This window comes from Pseudomonas sp. HS6 (assembly GCF_023375815.1).
In the GTDB taxonomy this organism is placed as follows: Bacteria; Pseudomonadota; Gammaproteobacteria; order Pseudomonadales; family Pseudomonadaceae; genus Aquipseudomonas.
On sequence record NZ_CP067412.1, the window covers coordinates 6,054,010 to 6,071,666 of the forward strand.

At 61.2% G+C, this 17,657-nt stretch carries 11 protein-coding genes and 2 pseudogenes; 10 read left to right on the plus strand and 3 right to left on the minus strand.

All coding sequences use genetic code 11. The features are described 5' to 3' along the window. Window positions 1–86: 86 nt before the first annotated feature. On the plus strand, window positions 87–1,631 hold the full coding sequence (locus JJN09_RS27390; RefSeq protein WP_249484560.1) for an NCS1 family nucleobase:cation symporter-1: 1,545 nt from the start codon (window positions 87–89) through the stop codon (window positions 1,629–1,631). Window positions 1,632–1,685: 54 nt separating this feature from the next. Beyond that, complete coding sequence (locus tag JJN09_RS27395) at window positions 1,686–2,414, plus strand: aspartate/glutamate racemase family protein (protein ID WP_249484561.1); 729 nt, start codon at window positions 1,686–1,688, stop codon at window positions 2,412–2,414. Here JJN09_RS27395 and JJN09_RS27400 read toward each other — a convergent pair. Then, the gene (locus tag JJN09_RS27400; RefSeq protein WP_249484562.1) at window positions 2,383–3,324 is read right to left on the minus strand and encodes a LysR family transcriptional regulator; all 942 of its coding nucleotides are present in this window, start codon (window positions 3,322–3,324) and stop codon (window positions 2,383–2,385) included. The genes JJN09_RS27395 and JJN09_RS27400 overlap by 32 nt on opposite strands. Window positions 3,325–3,449: 125 nt before the next feature. On the opposite strand from JJN09_RS27400, the gene JJN09_RS27405 reads away from it, so the two are divergent. Continuing rightward, complete coding sequence (locus JJN09_RS27405; protein WP_249484563.1) at window positions 3,450–4,196, plus strand: 3-oxoacyl-ACP reductase family protein; 747 nt, start codon at window positions 3,450–3,452, stop codon at window positions 4,194–4,196. A gap of 76 nt (window positions 4,197–4,272) precedes the next feature. On the opposite strand, the gene JJN09_RS27410 is transcribed toward JJN09_RS27405, so the two are convergent. Beyond that, complete coding sequence (locus JJN09_RS27410; protein ID WP_007960113.1) at window positions 4,273–4,968, minus strand: HAD-IA family hydrolase; 696 nt, start codon at window positions 4,966–4,968, stop codon at window positions 4,273–4,275. Between the two features lie 250 nt (window positions 4,969–5,218). On the opposite strand from JJN09_RS27410, the pseudogene JJN09_RS27415 reads away from it, so the two are divergent. After that, a pseudogene (locus JJN09_RS27415) lies at window positions 5,219–7,258 on the plus strand (DUF6531 domain-containing protein); the annotation flags it as partial. Here the strand turns inward: JJN09_RS27415 and JJN09_RS27420 are convergent. Further along, window positions 7,259–9,217: pseudogene (locus tag JJN09_RS27420) on the minus strand (retention module-containing protein); the annotation flags it as partial. A 360-nt stretch (window positions 9,218–9,577) separates the two neighbouring features. On the opposite strand from JJN09_RS27420, the gene JJN09_RS27425 reads away from it, so the two are divergent. From JJN09_RS27425 to JJN09_RS27450, 6 genes are all read left to right on the plus strand, one after another. After that, complete coding sequence (locus JJN09_RS27425; RefSeq protein WP_249484564.1) at window positions 9,578–10,930, plus strand: TolC family outer membrane protein; 1,353 nt, start codon at window positions 9,578–9,580, stop codon at window positions 10,928–10,930. 34 nt (window positions 10,931–10,964) lie between these two features. Beyond that, window positions 10,965–13,121 (plus strand): type I secretion system permease/ATPase, encoded by a 2,157-nt coding sequence (locus JJN09_RS27430; RefSeq protein WP_249484565.1) that lies wholly within the window; start codon window positions 10,965–10,967, stop codon window positions 13,119–13,121. After that, window positions 13,111–14,478: an HlyD family type I secretion periplasmic adaptor subunit gene (locus JJN09_RS27435; protein ID WP_249484566.1), complete on the plus strand. Its 1,368-nt coding sequence runs from the start codon at window positions 13,111–13,113 to the stop codon at window positions 14,476–14,478. Before JJN09_RS27430 ends, JJN09_RS27435 begins: the two co-directional genes overlap by 11 nt. A gap of 370 nt (window positions 14,479–14,848) precedes the next feature. Beyond that, complete coding sequence (locus tag JJN09_RS27440) at window positions 14,849–15,745, plus strand: TauD/TfdA family dioxygenase (RefSeq protein WP_249484567.1); 897 nt, start codon at window positions 14,849–14,851, stop codon at window positions 15,743–15,745. Window positions 15,746–15,763: 18 nt separating this feature from the next. Further along, window positions 15,764–16,789 (plus strand): ABC transporter substrate-binding protein, encoded by a 1,026-nt coding sequence (locus JJN09_RS27445; protein WP_098966545.1) that lies wholly within the window; start codon window positions 15,764–15,766, stop codon window positions 16,787–16,789. A 5-nt stretch (window positions 16,790–16,794) separates the two neighbouring features. After that, window positions 16,795–17,655: an ABC transporter ATP-binding protein gene (locus tag JJN09_RS27450; protein WP_249484568.1), complete on the plus strand. Its 861-nt coding sequence runs from the start codon at window positions 16,795–16,797 to the stop codon at window positions 17,653–17,655. The last annotated feature ends 2 nt before the right edge of the window (window positions 17,656–17,657 follow it).

The following is a 17,657-nucleotide window of genomic DNA, read 5'->3' on the forward strand; positions in this document are numbered from 1 at the left end:
TGATGTTTCACCGCCGCGACGAAGATCTGCCGAGCCTGAGCGCTCATGCACAGTCATCGCGGCCCGAACATCAGGAGCCTGCCGGAATGCGTACGAGTCTCTCGAACAACAACATCGCGCTGAATCTGCCCTCCTCCTCAACCCTCGATCACACCGTGCCCGGTGACAGCATCGCCGAACCGCTGCAACTGAGTCCGCGCTTGCACAACCGCGATCTCGCGCCGACCAAGGCCGAGGGTCGGCGTTGGGGCCGCTACAGCATCTTTGCCCTGTGGACCAACGATGTGCACAACATCGCCAACTACTCGTTTGCCATCGGCCTGTACGCCCTGGGTCTGGGCGGCTGGCAGATTCTGCTGTCACTTGGGATCGGCGCAGCGCTGGTGTATTTCTTCATGAACCTCTCGGGCTACATGGGGCAGAAAACCGGGGTACCGTTTCCGGTCATCAGCCGGATCAGTTTCGGCATTCACGGGGCGCAGATTCCTGCGTTGATCCGGGCAATTATCGCCATCGCCTGGTTCGGGATTCAGACGTACCTGGCGTCGGTGGTGTTTCGCGTGTTGCTCACGGCAGTTCACCCCGGTTTCGCCGACTACGACCACAACTCGATCCTCGGCCTGTCGAGCCTGGGTTGGGTGTGTTTCGTGGCAATCTGGTTCGTGCAGTTGGGGATCCTGGCCTACGGCATGGAAATGGTCCGCCGCTACGAAGCGTTCGCCGGGCCGGTGATTCTGCTGACCGTCGCCTGCCTCGCCGCCTGGATGTACACCCAGGCCAACGCGACCATTGCCTGGTCGATCCGCGAACCGCTGACCGGCGGCGAGATGTGGCGCAACATTTTTGCCGGCGGCGCCTTGTGGCTGGCGATCTACGGCACGCTGATCCTCAACTTTTGCGACTTCGCCCGTTCTTCACCGTGCCGCAAAACCATCAAGGTCGGAAACTTCTGGGGCCTGCCGGTGAATATTCTGGTGTTCGCCGGGATCACCGTCCTGCTATGCGGTGCGCAATTTCAGATCAACGGCCGGATCATCGAAAGCCCGACCGAAATCATCGCGTCGATCCCCAACACCTTTTTTCTGGTGCTCGGCTGCCTGGCGTTCCTGATCGTCACCGTGGCGGTAAACATCATGGCCAACTTCGTCGCCCCGGCCTTTGTGCTGAGTAACCTGGCGCCGAAGTACCTGACCTTCCGCCGCGCCGGGCTGATCAGCGCCACCATCGCCGTGCTGATCCTGCCGTGGAATCTCTACAACAGTCCGCTGGTGATCGTGTATTTCCTGTCCGGCCTCGGCGCCCTGCTCGGCCCGTTGTACGGCGTGATCATGGTCGACTACTGGCTGATCCGCAAAGGCCGGATCCACGTGCCGCAACTGTACAGCGAAGACCCGAATGGCGCGTATTTCTACAGCCGTGGGGTCAACCTGCGGGCAGTGGCGGCGTTCATTCCGGCCGCGCTGATCGCCATCGTCCTGGCACTGGTGCCGGGCTTCCACAGCGTTTCGCCCTTCTCCTGGCTGATTGGTGCCGGCATTGCCGGGATGCTCTACCTGATCATCGCCAAACGCCAGCCGCACTACGCCGATGTGGACGGTGAAGCCATCGCCGTCGACAACGTCAGCCACTGAATCTTTTGGCGGCCCTTCGCGGGGCCGCAGAACCAACCGTAATAAGGACTTCCCATGCGCATTCTCGTGGTCAACGTCAACACCACCGAATCCATCACCCATGCCATCGCCCGCTCGGCGCAGTCTGTGGCTTCCCCCGGCACCGAGATCGTCGGCCTGACGCCGTACTTCGGCGCCGATTCGGTGGAAGGCAATTTCGAAAGTTACCTGGCCGCCATCGCCGTGATGGACCGGGTGATGTCCTACGACCAGCCCTTCGACGCGGTGATCCAGGCCGGCTACGGCGAACACGGCCGTGAAGGTTTGCAGGAGTTGCTCAACGTACCGGTGGTGGACATCACCGATGCGGCCGCCAGCACCGCGATGTTTCTGGGCCACGCTTATTCAGTGGTCACCACCCTGGATCGCACCGTGCCGCTGATTGAGGATCGTCTGAAACTCTCCGGCCTGTGGGATCGCTGCGCCTCGGTGCGCGCCAGTGGTCTGGCAGTGCTTGAGCTGGAACACGAACCGCAACGGGCGCTGGAAGCGATCGTGCATCAGGCTGAACTGGCGGTGACTCAGGACAAAGCCGAGGTGATCTGCCTCGGTTGCGGGGGCATGGCCGGGCTCGACGAGAAGATCCGTCAGCGTACCGGGGTGCCGGTGATCGATGGCGTCACCGCCGCTGTGACCATCGCCGAATCGCTGGTTCGACTGGGGCTGTCGACGTCCAAGGTGCGGACGTATGCGACGCCACGGCCGAAGACCATCATCGGCTGGCCAGCACGTTTTGCGCGTTGAACCGCTCGGCGAGACCCTGGGTTGAAAACTGCTCGATAATGAAATCGACGAACGCCCGGGTCTTGCCCGGCAGCAGTTTGTGTTCGGCGTAATAGATGGAGATGTTGCCGTCGTCGACGTACCAGTCGGGCAAAACCCGCTGCAACGTTCCTGCTTCAAGATAACTGACGGCAAACGGCATGCTGACCAACGCAATCCCCAACCCCTGCGCCGCCGTGGCGCAGGCGGCTTCGGAATCGCTCATGGTCATTCGCGCCTTGAGGGTCAGCGGGCTGTGCTGCTGGGTGCGATGAGTCAGTTGCCAGGAACGCACGCGCCCGGTCTGCGGTGAGCGGATCAGGATGCCCTCGTGCAGCTTGAGGTCGTCCGGTTCGCTGATCGGCGCGTGCCGATCCAGATATTCCGCAGAAGCCACCAACACCCGATGCGCCGGCGTCAGCCGTCGCGCCACCACGCCCTGGGGCAGCTCGAAGCCACCACCAATCGCCGCATCGAAACCCTGGCCGATCAGATCGACCTGTCGGTTATCGAAGTGCCAGTCCGGGTTGATCGCCGGAAACCTTGTCAGGAATTCCCCCAGCAACGGCACGATGTACAAGCGGCCGAACACCGTACCCATGCTGACTTTCAGCGTGCCGGCCGGTTGACCACCGGCGCTGGCCAGATTGCTCACGGCATTCTGGATGGTGATCAGACTGCCGCTGACCTCACTCAGAAACAGTTGCCCCGCTTCCGTCAGGGTCAATCTTCGGGTGCTACGCTGGAACAGCCTCACGCCGAGGCGCGCTTCCAGTTTCGCCACGCTTTTACCCACGGCGGCCGGTGTCAGGCTCAGGCGTCGCGCAGCCTCGGCGAAGCTGCCGACTTCGGCACTGCGCACGAAGCATTCGATACTGCTGAAGGTTTCCATGGTCGCCACTATAAACTTTTGGTTTACACAGACTATAGCAACCACGGTCTACCCGCCTATTGGCGAGGGGCAGATACTCGACACCACACCAAGGCAGCCTGCCTTGAAATTTCTGGAGATCGAACATGACCACTCAACACCTCAGCGGTAAAGTCGCTCTGATTCAAGGCGGCTCTCGCGGCATCGGTGCCGCCATCGTCAAACGCCTGGCCGCTGAAGGCGCCGCGGTTGCCTTTACCTACGTCAGCTCGGCCGCCAAGGCTGAAGAACTGCAAAACAGCATCACCGCGAACGGCGGCAAAGCCCTGGCGATCAAGGCTGACAGCGCTGACGCCAGCGCCATTCGCAACGCGGTGAACGCAACGGTCGAAACCTTTGGCCGCCTCGACATTCTGGTCAACAACGCCGGTGTGCTGGCCGTCGCCCCGCTGGAAGACTTCAAACTGGAAGACTTCGACCAGACCCTGGCGATCAACGTGCGCAGCGTGTTCATCGCCAGCCAGGAAGCCGCCAAACACATGGGCGAAGGCTCGCGCATCATCAACATCGGCAGCACCAACGCCGACCGCATGCCCTTCGCCGGTGGCGGCGTGTATGCGATGAGCAAATCCGCGCTGGTTGGCCTGACCAAAGGCCTGGCTCGCGACCTCGGCCCACGCGGCATCACCATCAACAACGTGCAGCCCGGCCCGGTCGATACCGACATGAACCCGGCCCACGGTGAGTTCGCCGACAGCCTGATCCCGCTGATGGCAGTGGGTCGCTACGGCAAAGCCGAGGAAATCGCCAGCTTCGTCGCCTACCTCGCCAGCCCGGAGGCCGGTTACATCACCGGTGCCAGCCTGACCATCGACGGTGGTTTCGGCGCCTGATTGAACTGATTGTAGAAAACGAAAAACGCCGCCCCTCCTTTAACAGAGGGGCGGCGTTTTTTTGTCTGCGGTTTGATCAGGCCCAATCCAGTGCCGGCAAACCACATGCACTCGGCGTGAACGCTTTCAACGTACGAAGAATCCCGTCAGCGTGTGCGTATTTTTCATCGGCCATGGCGGCATCAGGGATCGCGATGGCCGTCATGCCGGCTGCTTTCGCGGCTGTCACGCCGAATGGCGAATCTTCGAACACCAGGCAATCTTCCGGCGCCACACCCAGGCGGCGCGCGGCGGTGAGGAAAATGTCCGGCGCAGGCTTGGCAGCGCCGACTTCTGGATCATCAGCCGTGACGATGAAGTCGAACAATGCAAACCAGTCGCGGTGCAAGGTGGTTTTCTGACCGAACGACTGGCGCGATGAACTGGTGCCAACGGCAATCGGAATGTTGTGCGCCTTGAGATGGCGGATCAGTTCCTCGGCGCCCGGCATGGCTTGCGCAGTGGGAAAACGCTCGCGCATCAGCGGTTCACGGATCACCAGAAACTCTTCGGCGGTGATCGGCAGGTCCAGCGCTTCGACCACGTAGCGCGCCAGATCGCCAGCACCACGGCCGATGATGTTCTGCTTGATGCTCCAGTCGAAGGTGCGCCCGTAACGCTCGGCAATCAGCGAGGTGACCTCGGTGTAGATGCCCTCGGTGTCCAGCAGCAAACCGTCCATATCGAAAATCACGGCCTTGATCGGGCCGAACGCCTTCAGCGGTGCATTCATCATCGGATCCGTTATCAAAGACATCCCAGGCGGCGTCGGGTAGCACCGCTGCTCGGATCTGATTAAAGGGTTCAGCAGCATAACGAGCGCGGCCGAGGTTGAGCAACGGGCAATGTCGGTTGTCCGCCGAACGTTGCCAGGCACATTTAGAGAATTGCCCTACAGACACCGCCCACTTGCCTGACTTCTTTCCTGTTTGATCCCCCGCACAGTTTCGCGCCATTCCCTTGATGCGCGCGAGTGACTGCGAATGCTTCCATCTGACCCTCTCCTGAAACTGAACAACAGCATCGGTTTGCTGGTGGTGGCTGCGCTGAATCCTGATCAGCCTGACGCCGAAAAGCTGTTTCAGGAATTTCGCCTCTGCCTCAACGACTATGAAAGCTGGGCCGAGCAGTTCTGGACGGGAACGGCGCTGGACGTCGATCAGGTGTTCAAGGTCGGCAACGATGTCCAGCTCAGTGCGCTTGCTGGCAGTCGAAAACCCGTCAGTACTTCCGTAGTCATGTGCCCCACCACCGGGCCGCTGACACTGGTGCACATGTTCGAAGCCGCGCGCTTCGTGCCGATCGGCGATACGCCAGTGACTCTGGAAGCGGTCATTTCCGATGTCGGCGGTGTCCTGGAATTCGGCGAACCGCTGCATTTCACCATTGGCCCCAGCGGCATTCTCGAGGTCGACGATTGCGACCGGGGCCAGCGTTATCGCATCACCTTCTTTCCCGATGTTTCCAGTTCACATGTCCAGACGCTGTACGCCTCGTATCAGAGCCTGATCGATGGTCTCGAAGGCTGGCTGCGTGAGGAATGGGAAGGCTTTCAGCCGCAGTGGGCGGAGTTTTCCAGCGCAGGCTTCAGCGAGCGTTACGGTCAGTTGCAACAGGCTGACTGGCGCGGTTTCGAAACGGCCCTGAACGGCGTCTGGGATGACGTGAAGCAACTGTTCGCCCTGCTCGCCGACTGGCAGGTCAACAGCGAAAAACTTCTGCAGTACCTGTCCGCCGCTGAGCTGGAAGCGTTGCTCAAGGCTTCCACCGAGGCCATCGCCAATGGCTTGCTGATGCTCAGCGACGAGCCGTTGCTGTTTATTCATCTGGCGGCCTTCACCAGTTGGCTGAAGATGCTGCCGCCGCAGTACCTGGCCGAGGTGGTGGCTGAAGTCCGGGTCGAATTACTGATCGGTTTCCTGTTGATGCGCGTGTCGGCGGGCATGGGTGTGCCGCTGCGGTTGAGCGCCAAGGTGCTCGCCAAGGTCAAGTCCCCGCGTGCCCGGGAATGGTTGGCGGCGTCGGCGTTGCGGTTGGCAGAGCTGACTTCGGCACCCGATCTGACCCGGCATGCCGGTGCGTTGAAGCCGTTGATGGTCAATGCGCGGCAGGCGCCGTTGCGGCCGACACCAGCCATTCCGTTGGAGATTCGCACGGCCGATTCGCAGGTACTGACGGTGCCCAATCCGGCGGCCATTGCGCGTAACAAGTCCCAGGGCTCGACGCGAATGGAGCGGCATGAGCCTCGCGACGACAAGCCTGATCAGGCGAAAAACCCCAACGGTGACAGCGCCGATTGTGCACCGCTGACCTGCACCAATGGCTGTCCGGTGTCGATGGTCACTGGCGAAGAACTGCTGACGCTGACCGATGGCGTACTTGATGGACTGCTGTCGTTCGAGTTCAGTCGGTTGTACCGCACCAGCGCGGCGGAAATCGATGTCGGGTTGGGGTTTGGCTGGAGTCATTCGCTGGCGCATCGGCTGGAGGTTGATGGCGACGGGGTGGTCTGGGTTGACCATGAGAACCGGCGCACGCGGTTTCCGTCGCCCAGCGGCGAGCGGCCGGCGATTCACAACAGTTTGTCGCGGGCGGCGATTTTTCTTGGAGATGAGCCGGAGGAGTTGATTGTTGCGCTGGCGGGTGAGGCGGCGCGGTTTTATCACTTTCGGGCTGGGCGTCTGACGCTCATTAGCGATGCGTACGGCAACCGGCTGCGTATTACGCGGGATCGTCAGGATCGGGTTGAGCGGCTGGATAACGGCGTCGGTCGTTCGCTGTTGCTGCGCTATGAGCGGGCGCATCTGGTCGCGGTCGATTATCAGGTTTTTTGTGAGTCAGTCTGGCGCACCGAGCAGACGCTGGTCAGCTACCGCTTTGATGCCCGCCATCGACTGATCGAGGCGACCAACGCCGTCGGCGAAAGCGAGCGTTACGATTACGACGACCAGCACGTCATCCTGCAGCGGCAGTTAACGGGCGGCGCGAGTTTCTTCTGGGAGTGGGAGCGTACCGGCAAAGCCATTGCCGCCGCTCACGCCAGTGATCGAGTTGGTCAGTGGCTCGTGACCGTTCAACGCATCGTTCGGCGCGGTGGTGGTGACGGTGCCAGTGGTTTTACCGACTTCGATGGTGATGGTCTGGCCGTTGGCCAAAGTGACGGTGACCGGCGAACCGGTCACTGGCGCGCCCACAGTAGCGGTATAAGTGACAGTACCGCCTTCAGCCGCCGACTCGGTCGCGGTCAGTTTGACCGTGGTCGTATCGATGGTGTCGGTGACTTCGGTGACGGCTGGGACGGTGCTCGGCACCAGGTTCTCGAAGTTGCCGCCAGTGGTGCCGGTAATGCTGACTTCAACTTTGCCCGCATCCTTGTAAACGTCATCGGCTGGCGCCGGAACGGTCACGCTGCCGGTGGTTTTGCCAGCCTCGATGGTGATGACGGAGCCGTTGCTCAACGTCACGGTCACCGGGGTGCCGGCCGGGTTGGTCAATGTAGCGGTGTAAACGATCGAGCCACCCTCGGCCACGGAACCGGTAGCGGACAGGGACAGGTTGGTGGTGTCGATGGAGTCAGTGACCGTGGTGGTCGCCGGCGTCGTGTTCGGTACCAGATTCTCGAAGTTGCCGCCGGTAGCGCCGGTAATGGTAGTGCTGACGGTGCCGCCATTGTTGTAGACGTCATTCGGCGCGGTCGGCACGTTGACGCTGCCGGTGGTTTTGCCGGCTTCGATGGTGATGGTCGAGCCGTTGGACAGGGTGACGGTCACCGGCGTCTGCGCCGGGTTGGTCAGCGTCGCGGTGTAGGTGATCTGGCCGCCTTCAACCACGTTGCCCGTAGCGGTCAGGGTCAAACCGGTGGTGTCTTTCGAGTCGACAATCGTGGTGACAGCCGGCGTCGGGTTCGGCACCAGGTTTTCGAAGTTGCCGCCGGTGGCGCCGGTGATCGTGGTAGTGACGGTGCTGCCGTTGTTATAGACGTCATTCGGCGCGGTCGGCACGTTGACGGTGCCGGTGGTCTGGCCGGCGCCGATGGTGATGGTCGAGCCGTTGGACAGGGTGACGGTGACCGGCGTCTGTGCCGGGTTGGTCAGCGTGGCTGTGTAGGTGATCTGGCCACCTTCGGTGACGCTGTTGCCCGCCGTCAGCGTGACGGTGGTGGTGTCGATGGTGTCGGTGACCTGGGTCACGGCAGGGGTGGTCGGCACAGTGACGGTAATGCCATTGCCACCGGTGGTGCCGGTGACAGTCACGTTGATCTGGGTCGGGTCGTTGTAGACCGTGTCGTTCGGTGCCAGTGGCACGTTGACGGTGCCGGTGGTGGAGCCTGCCGGAATCACGATCACCGAGCCGTTGGACAAGGTGATGGTCAAGTCGGTCAGCGGCGCCTGGGTCAGGGTCGCGGTGTACACCAGCACGCCGCCGGCTTCGGTGATGGTCGGCGTGGCGCTGAGGCTCAGGCTCGAGTCGCGCAGTGCATTGGCGTTAGTGTCGGTGTTCTGGCCACCGGTGAAGTTCTGGGCGGCCTGGCCGGCGGAGTTGATGCCCGCAGTCGGGAAGCCGATGGTCGGGTCGACACGGCCTGCTGTCGCGTCGAGCATCACGAAACTGTGACCGCCCCCGGCGGCACCGCCAGTGCCTGCGGCGCTCGGGCCGGCAGCGGTGGCTTCAAGAGCGGTGGTCGGGTCAGCGCCAGCGGCGATGGCTTGTTGCAGTTCTTCAACAGACGGCGCGGCTTGCGCAGTGGCTTCGGCCAGATCGGTGCTGGAGTCCGGGGTGCTGGCGCTCCACTGTGTGTCGCGACCCAGATCCAGGGTGCGGCCATCGGCCAGTTCCAGGGACACCGCGCCAGCGACGCCGGTGTCGACCTGATCGCCGACGAACAAGCGGTCGCCTTCTACAAGTACACGACGGACGCCCTCTGGGGACACCACGAAAACCTGACCGACAATGCTTTTGACGATGGCAACAACACTGCTCATTGAAGACTCTCCGGGTGTCACGTTCAGTTGACTTCCATAGACCTGATGGCTTTTCTGCGCCGATTCAGTCTGGACGTACTTTTAAAAAAATGTGAATCAAGTTTGACGCTGATTTGTGTCAATATTTTGGCTAGAATCTTTCGCTATTAACTTTATGCCAAACTATTGACCTTATGGATGCCATCCTAAACAATCGCCCCACTAATGTCACATTGATATTTACGCGGCGACTTGCCCTTGAGCATGTGATCCAGTTCCGGTTTTAAACTTTCCGACATACGGTCATTCCGGTTGCCATCATCCGACGCAGCACCCTTATTTGCTGTGATTCACGACAAGAAGTTCTGGGAATTCCTTACCATGCGTTCGCCCCTGTTCAAGGCTCTACCTTTCGCACTCGCCGCGTCTTTTGCTCAAGCACAATCCTTACCGGAAGCCATGCAACAGGCACTGGATGTCCATCCGGAAATCCAGGCAGGGGTCAACAGTCGATTGGCTGCGGATTATCAGTTAAAGGCTGCCAAAGGTGGATACCTGCCGAAGGTCGATCTGCTCGGCGGTTATGGCCGTGAAGGCACCGACAGCGTTACTACCCGCGCCAACGGCGGCGGCAATCACTGGGAAACCCTGAACCGCTCCGAGTCGAGTCTGCGCCTGTCGCAAATGGTTTTTGACGGTTTTGCGACGTCCAGCGAAGTCGGGCGTCAACAAGCCACCGTCAACTCTCGCGCCTATTCCTTGCTTGGTACTTCGGAGCGCACCGCGCTGACCGTGGCTCAGGTTTATCTGGATGTGCTGACCCGTCGCGAATTCGTGCGCCTGGCCGACGAGAACCTCAAGAGCCACCAGCGCATCTATGACCAGATCCAGTTGCGCACCCAGCGCGGCGTCGGCAGCGGTGCGGACCTCGACCAGGCCGAAGCGCGGATGGCCCAGGCCCGCAACAACCTGATCACCGAGCAGACCAATCTCGCCGACTCGGAAACCAACTTCCTCAGCGCTGTCGGCCAGATGCCCGATCAGTTGGAGCGTCCGGCACCGTTCATGGCGATGATGCCGGCCAACCTCAACGAAGCGCGCACGCAGATGCTGGAAAACAGCCCGATCCTGCGCTCGGCCGAGTCCGATATCGCCGCAGCCGAGAAGCAGTACGAAACCGCCAAGTCGACCTTCTACCCACGCTTCGACGCCGAGCTGGGCCGCACCGCCGACAACGACCTCGACGGCCAGAACGGTCACAACAATGAATGGCAGGCGATGTTGCGCATGCGCTTCAACCTGTACTCCGGCGGCAGCAACAAGGCTGATCTGGAATCCAAGTCCTACCTGTCGAACCAGGCACTGGACATCCGCAACAACGCCCTGCGTCAGTTGAATGAAGAACTGGGCCTGGCCTGGAACGCCCTGAACAACGCCAACGCCCAGGTGCCGATCGCTCAGCAGTACGTTGATCACAGCACCGCAGTGCGCACCGCTTACCAGCGTCAGTTCAGCCTCGGCGAACGAACCCTGCTGGATTTGCTCGACAGTGAAAACGAACTGTTCACCGCTTCGCGCCGTCTGGCCGAGATCAAAAACATTCAGTTATTTACTCAGTATCGAATCAAGGCGACCATGGGCGAGTTGCTCAAGAGCCAGGGAGTGGTCGCACCGATGGCATCCGTTGTGCAGAACGACGTGAAGCCCAAGGTCCAACTGCCCGGGATGAATTGAGTTGTCCCTTTTCAACTGTTAAAGAGTGTCGAGCGTGGAATCAGAAGTCAGTCGAGTTCATCTCAGTCATGATCCACGCGCGTTGCACGACGATCCGTTACTGGATGGTCTGCTCGCCCTTTGCATGCTGCACCAGAAACCCGCCAGCGCGGCGATGCTGACCACCGGTCTGCCGCTGCCCAAGCAACGCCTGAGTGTCGAGCTGCTGCCCCGTGCGGCGGCGCGCGCCGGGCTGCAGGGGCGGGTGCTGCAACGCAAGCTGGAAGAGATTCCCGCCATCGCCATGCCGGCGCTGTTGCTGCTCAAGGATGGCCGCAGCGCTGTCCTGCTCGGCTGGCAGGGTGAGAACGAAGCCCGGGTGCTGCTCAGCGAAAGCGACGGCGGCGAGTCCCTCGTCAACCGTGAGCTGCTGAACGACGATTACCTCGGCAAAGTGTTCTTCGCCCAACCCCAACACAAATTCGACGTCAACCACGGCACGCTGATTCCGCGCGCCCGCTCGTGGTTCCGCGACACCCTCAAGCGTTCGCGCTGGCTGTACGTTGACGCCATCGCCGCCAGTTTCCTGATCAACATCATCGCCATGGCCGCGCCGCTGTTCGTGATGAACGTCTACGATCGCGTAGTGCCGAACCAGGCCGAAGCGACCCTGTGGGTCCTCGCGCTGGGCATCACCGGCGCCTACATCTTCGACCTGATCCTCAAGAGCCTGCGCAGCCTGTGCCTGGATCTGGCGGGCAAGAAAACCGACCTGATCATCTCCGCCACGCTGTTCGAACGTATCGTCGGCATGGCCATGAAGTACCGGCCGGCGCGGGTCGGCAGCTTTGCCCAGAACATCCACGAGTTTCAAAGCCTGCGCGACTTCCTCGCCTCGCTGACCCTGACCAGCCTGATCGACCTGCCGTTCACCATTTTGATCTTCATCGTCATCGCCATTCTCGGCGGGCATCTGGTGTGGATTCCGGTGCTGGCCTTCCCGATTGCGCTGCTGATCGGCTACGCACTGCAAAAGCCGCTGGTGGCAACCATGGAACGCACCATGGCGCTGGGTGCCGAGCGTCAATCGAGCCTGATCGAAACCCTCGCCGGCCTCGACGCGGTGAAGGTCAACAACGCCGAAAGCGAACGCCAGTACCAGTGGGAACAAACCATCGGCACCCTCAGCCGCCTCGAACTGCGGGTGAAAATGCTCTCCGGCCTGGCGATGAACATCACCCTGCTGATCCAGCAACTGGCCGGTGTGATCATGATCGTCTTTGGCGTGTACCAGATCATCGCCGGCAACCTGAGCATGGGCGGTCTGATTGCCTGCTACATGCTCAGTGGCCGCGCACTGAGCCCGCTGGCGTCACTGTCCGGTCTGCTGACCCGTTATCAGCAGGCGCGGGTGACCATGACCTCGGTCGACCAGATGATGGAGCTGCCGCAAGAGCGCAATTTCGAAGAGCGCCCGCTGAGCCGCAAGGTCCTGCAAGGCGCCATCGAATGCCGTCAGCTCAACTTCACCTACCCGGATCAACAGAACCCGGCGTTGAAGAACATCAACCTGGTGATCCGTCCCGGAGAGAAGATCGGCATCATCGGCCGCAGTGGTTCGGGCAAGAGCTCGCTGGCCAAACTGCTGGTCGGCCTGTATCAGCCGGACGACGGCGCGCTGCTGGTGGACGGCGTCGACATCCGTCAGATCGACGTCAGCGAGCTGCGCTACAACATCGGCTACGTGCCCCAGGACATCCAGTTGCTGGCCGGCACTCTGCGCGACAACCTGATTTCCGGCGCTCGTTACGTCGAGGACGAACTGGTGCTGCAAGCCGCCGAACTGGCCGGCGTGCATGAATTCGCCCGCCTACATCCGCAGGGTTATGAACTGCAAGTCGGCGAGCGCGGACAGAACCTGTCCGGCGGCCAGCGGCAGAACGTCGCCCTGGCCCGGGCGCTATTGCTCAATCCGCCGATCCTGCTTCTCGACGAACCGACCAGTGCCATGGACAACACCGGCGAAGAACGCCTCAAGCAACGCCTGGCTGCAGTCGTTGAAAACAAAACCGTGGTGCTGGTGACGCACCGGGCATCGCTGCTGTCGCTGGTGGATCGTCTGCTGGTGATCGACCGCGGGCAGATTCTCGCCGATGGCCCGAAAGCCGCCGTGATGGAAGCGTTGAAGAAGGGGCAGATCAGTGTTGCTTAAGTCGGGTTTCAAGGATTCGATCCGTCGCTACTTCAAGGGCTCTGCCTCGTTGCAGGGCCAGCCGCTGCCAGAGGTCAACAAGGCCTTGATCGAGGATGCGCCACGCGTGGTGCGCCTGACGATCTGGGCAATCATCGGTTTCTTCGTGTTCCTGATGCTGTGGGCAAACTTCGCCGTGATCGATGAAGTGACCAAGGGCGACGGCAAGGCGATTCCCTCGTCGAAGATCCAGAAAATCCAGAACCTCGAGGGCGGGATCGTCTCCGAGCTGTTCGTCAAGGAAGGCCAGATCGTCGAGGCCGGCGCACCGTTGATTCGCCTGGATGACACGCGATTCGCTTCCAACGTCGGCGAAACCGAAGCGGATCGCTTGTCGATGCTGCTGCGGGTCGAGCGCCTGAGCGCCGAGGTCGATGACCGGCCGCTGAATTTCCCCGAGGACGTGCTCAAAGCCGTGCCGGGTCAGGCCAAGAGTGAAGAGTCGCTGTACGTCAGCCGTCGCCAGCAATTGCATGATGAAGTTGGCGGCTTGCAGGAACAATTGATCCAGCGCCAGCAAGAGTTGCGCGAGTTCACCTCGAAGCAGGCACAGTACCGCCAGCAACTCGGCCTGCAACGCCAGGAAATCAACATGTCTGAGCCGCTGGTGGCCCAGGGCGCGGTGTCGCCGGTGGAAGTGCTGCGGCTCAAACGTGCGGAAGTGGAAACCCGTGGTCAGCTTGATGCCACCACGCTGGCGATCCCGCGTGCCGAATCGGCGATCAAGGAAGTACAACGCAAGATCGACGAAACTCGCGGCAAATTCCGCAGCGAAGCTCTGACCCAGCTCAATGAGGCCCGCACCGACCTGAACAAGGCCCAGGCCACCGGCAAGGCGCTGGAAGACCGGGTCAGCCGTACGCTCGTCACTTCGCCGGTGCGGGGCATCGTCAACAAGATGCTGGTCAACACCATCGGCGGCGTGATTCAGCCGGGCAGCGATTTGCTGGAAATCGTGCCGCTGGACGACACCCTGCTGGTCGAAGCGAAGATCCGTCCGCAGGACATCGCGTTCCTGCATCCGGGCCAGGAAGCCACGGTGAAATTCACCGCGTATGACTACACCATCTACGGTGGCCTGAAGGCCAAGCTGGAACAGATCGGCGCCGACACCATCACCGACGAAGACAAGAAAACCACCTACTACATCATCAAGCTGCGCACTGATCGCAGTCACCTCGGCACAGATGAGAAGCCGTTGCTGATCATCCCGGGGATGGTGGCATCGGTGGACATCATCACCGGCAAGAAAACGGTGCTGAGCTACCTGCTCAAACCGATCATCCGGGCGCGGGCCGAGGCGTTGCACGAGCGCTAGATCTTCATTGGCCTGACTGGCCCCATCGCGGGCAAGCCCGCTCCCACAGGGATCTCGATGGGAACACGATTGTGTGTTCGCAGTGGAGTCTGTGGGAGCTGGCTTGCCAGCGATAGCTTCAGTTTGAACACCACATCCCTGTCAGTAAGTGACACAAATGGTCACTCACCATCCAGTCCATTCCTAAACAATCGCCATATCGTTATTCGTTAACAGTATTTAAATTCCGCTTCTTATAGCTATAAAGTCAGCCTCCTGCGTACCTGCCGACCAATCGGCGCGCCGCACGACACGAACCCACACGCAATCCAGCGTGAGTTTCAGATCGACGCGCGCGCCCTTGAGCGTGCCGTGCGTGGGAGATTGATTGATGTCCGCAGCTACTGCTACCTCAAGCGCCGCGACTGTCGCGCCGCAAACCTTCGAGATCCGCCCGTTCAGCGGTGCCGTCGGCGCCGAAATCATCGGCCTCGACCTGACAGGTCCGGTCAACGAAGAGGATTTCGCCCGCATCCACCGCGCGCACCTCGATCACCACGTCGTGGTGTTCCGCGACCAGCGCATCACCCCGCAACAACAGATCGATTTCAGCCGCCGCTTCGGTGTGTTGCAGATCCACGTGCTCAAGCAATTCCTGCTAGCGAACCACCCGGAAATCCTCATCGTTTCCAACATCGTCGAAAACGGCCAGAACATTGGCCTCGGTGATGCCGGCAAATTCTGGCACTCGGACCTTTCCTATAAAGAGCTGCCGAGCCTCGGCTCGATGCTGCACGCCCAGGAGCTGCCGTCCGAAGGTGGCGACACCCTGTTCGCTGACATGCACAAAGCCTGGGACAGCCTGCCCGACGCGCTGCGCAAAGCCGTCGAAGGCCGCTCGGCTGCGCATTCCTACACCGCGCGCTACAGCGAAACCAAATTCGAAGGGAACTGGCGCCCGACCCTGACCCCGGAGCAATTGGCTCAAGTCGCCGAGGTCGTGCACCCGGTTGTTCGCACCCACCCGGAAAACGGCCGCAAGGCGTTGTTCGTCAGTGAAGGCTTCACCACCCGCATCGTCGGCCTGCCGGAGGACGAGAGCAAGCAACTGCTCGACGAGCTCTACGCCCACAGCGTGCAGCCGCAGAACATCTATCGCCACCAATGGCAGCCCCACGACCTGGTGTTCTGGGACAACCGTTCGCTGATTCACCTTGCCGCCGGTTGCCCTGCGCACCTGCGCCGCAAGCTGTATCGCACCACCATCCAGGGCGACGCGCCTTTCTGATTTGTCGGAGATCCGATCATGTCCAAACGTCTTCCATTCGCACCGCTGGCGGCGGCCATCGGCCTCGGTTTCAGCCTGATCGCCGGCAGCCTGGTGGCGCCGACTGTGGCCCACGCCGAAGGTGAAATCCGCATCGCCGAGCAGTTCGGCATTGTCTATTTATTGCTCAATGTCGTGCGCGATCAGGGGCTGATCGAGAAGTACGGCAAGCAGGAAGGCCTCGACATCAAGGTCGACTGGACTCAGTTGTCGGGCGGCGCGGCGGTCAACGATGCGCTGCTTTCCGGTTCCATCGACATTGCCGGTGCCGGCGTCGGGCCGTTGCTGACCATCTGGGATCGCACCCACGGCAAGCAGAACGTCAAAGCCGTGGCCTCGCTGGGCAACTTCCCGTACTACCTCGTCAGCAACAATCCCAAGGTCAAAACCATCGCCGACTTCACCGAGAAGGATCGCATCGCGGTGCCGGCGGTTGGCGTTTCCGTGCAGTCGCGCTTCTTGCAATACGCGGCGGCCAAGCAGTGGGGCGACAAGGAATTCAATCGCCTCGACAAGTACACCATCGCGGTTCCGCACCCGGACGCCACCGCTGCGCTGATTGCCGGCGGCACCGAGCTGACCGGGCATTTCTCCAACCCGCCGTTCCAGGATCAGGCGCTGCAGAATCCGAACGTACATGTGGTGCTCAATTCCTACGACATCCTCGGCCCGAACTCGCCAACGGTGCTGTTCGCCACCGAGAAATTCCGCAACGACAACCCGAAGACCTACAAGGCGTTTGTCGAAGCGCTGACCGAAGCCGCGCAATTTGCGCAGAACGATAAAGGCGCGGCGGCGGACACTTATATCCGCGTGACCAAGGCCAAGATCGACCGCGCCGAACTGCTGAAAATCATCGACAACCCGCAGTTCGAATTCAGCGTCACGCCGAAAAACACCTACCCGCTGGCCGAGTTCCTCTACCGCGTCGGCGCGATCAAGAACAAGCCTGAATCGTGGAAGGACTACTTCTTCCAGGACGCCAAACCGCTGCAAGGGAGCTGATCGACATGAACGCCCCTTTGCAAGGCCACGCGGCCAGCAACCCGATCGTCACGGCGCAAGCGCTGCTGGCGGTCGACCATGTCAGCCTCGAATACCGCACGCCGCAGCGCGTCGTGCGGGCCACTCACCAGGTCAGTTTCGAAGTCGATCAGGAGGATCGCTTTGTGCTGCTCGGGCCGTCCGGTTGCGGTAAATCGACCTTGCTCAAAGCCGTCGCCGGGTTCATTGCGCCGTGCGAGGGCGAGATCCGTCTGCAAGGCCAGCGCGTCGATGCGCCGGGGCCGGACCGGATCGTGGTGTTTCAGGAGTTCGATCAACTGCCGCCGTGGAAAACCGTCAAACAGAACGTGATGTTTCCGCTGCTGGCTTCGCGCACGCTGAAGAAGAAGGAAGCCGAAGAGCGTGCGCTGCATTACCTGGAAAAGGTCGGTCTGGCGGCATTTGCCGATGCCTATCCGCACACTTTGTCTGGCGGCATGAAGGCTCGAGTGGCGATAGCCCGGGCGCTGGCGATGCAGCCGAAAATCCTGCTGATGGACGAACCGTTCGCCGCACTGGACGCCCTGACCCGGCGCAAGATGCAGGAGGAATTGCTGCTGCTCTGGGAGGAGGTGCGTTTTACCTTGCTGTTCGTCACTCACTCGATTGAAGAAGCGCTGGTGGTCGGCAATCGCATCCTGCTGCTGTCGCCGCATCCGGGGCGGGTGAGGGCGGAAGTGCACAGTCACCAATACGACCTGCAAAGCCTCGGCGGCGTGGCGTTCCAGGAGTCGGCGCGGCGTATTCATCGGCTGCTGTTCGATGAAGGGCAGTCGCCGGAAACCGAGCGCGAGCACGATTTCAACGACATTCGCATCGCTTATTGAGC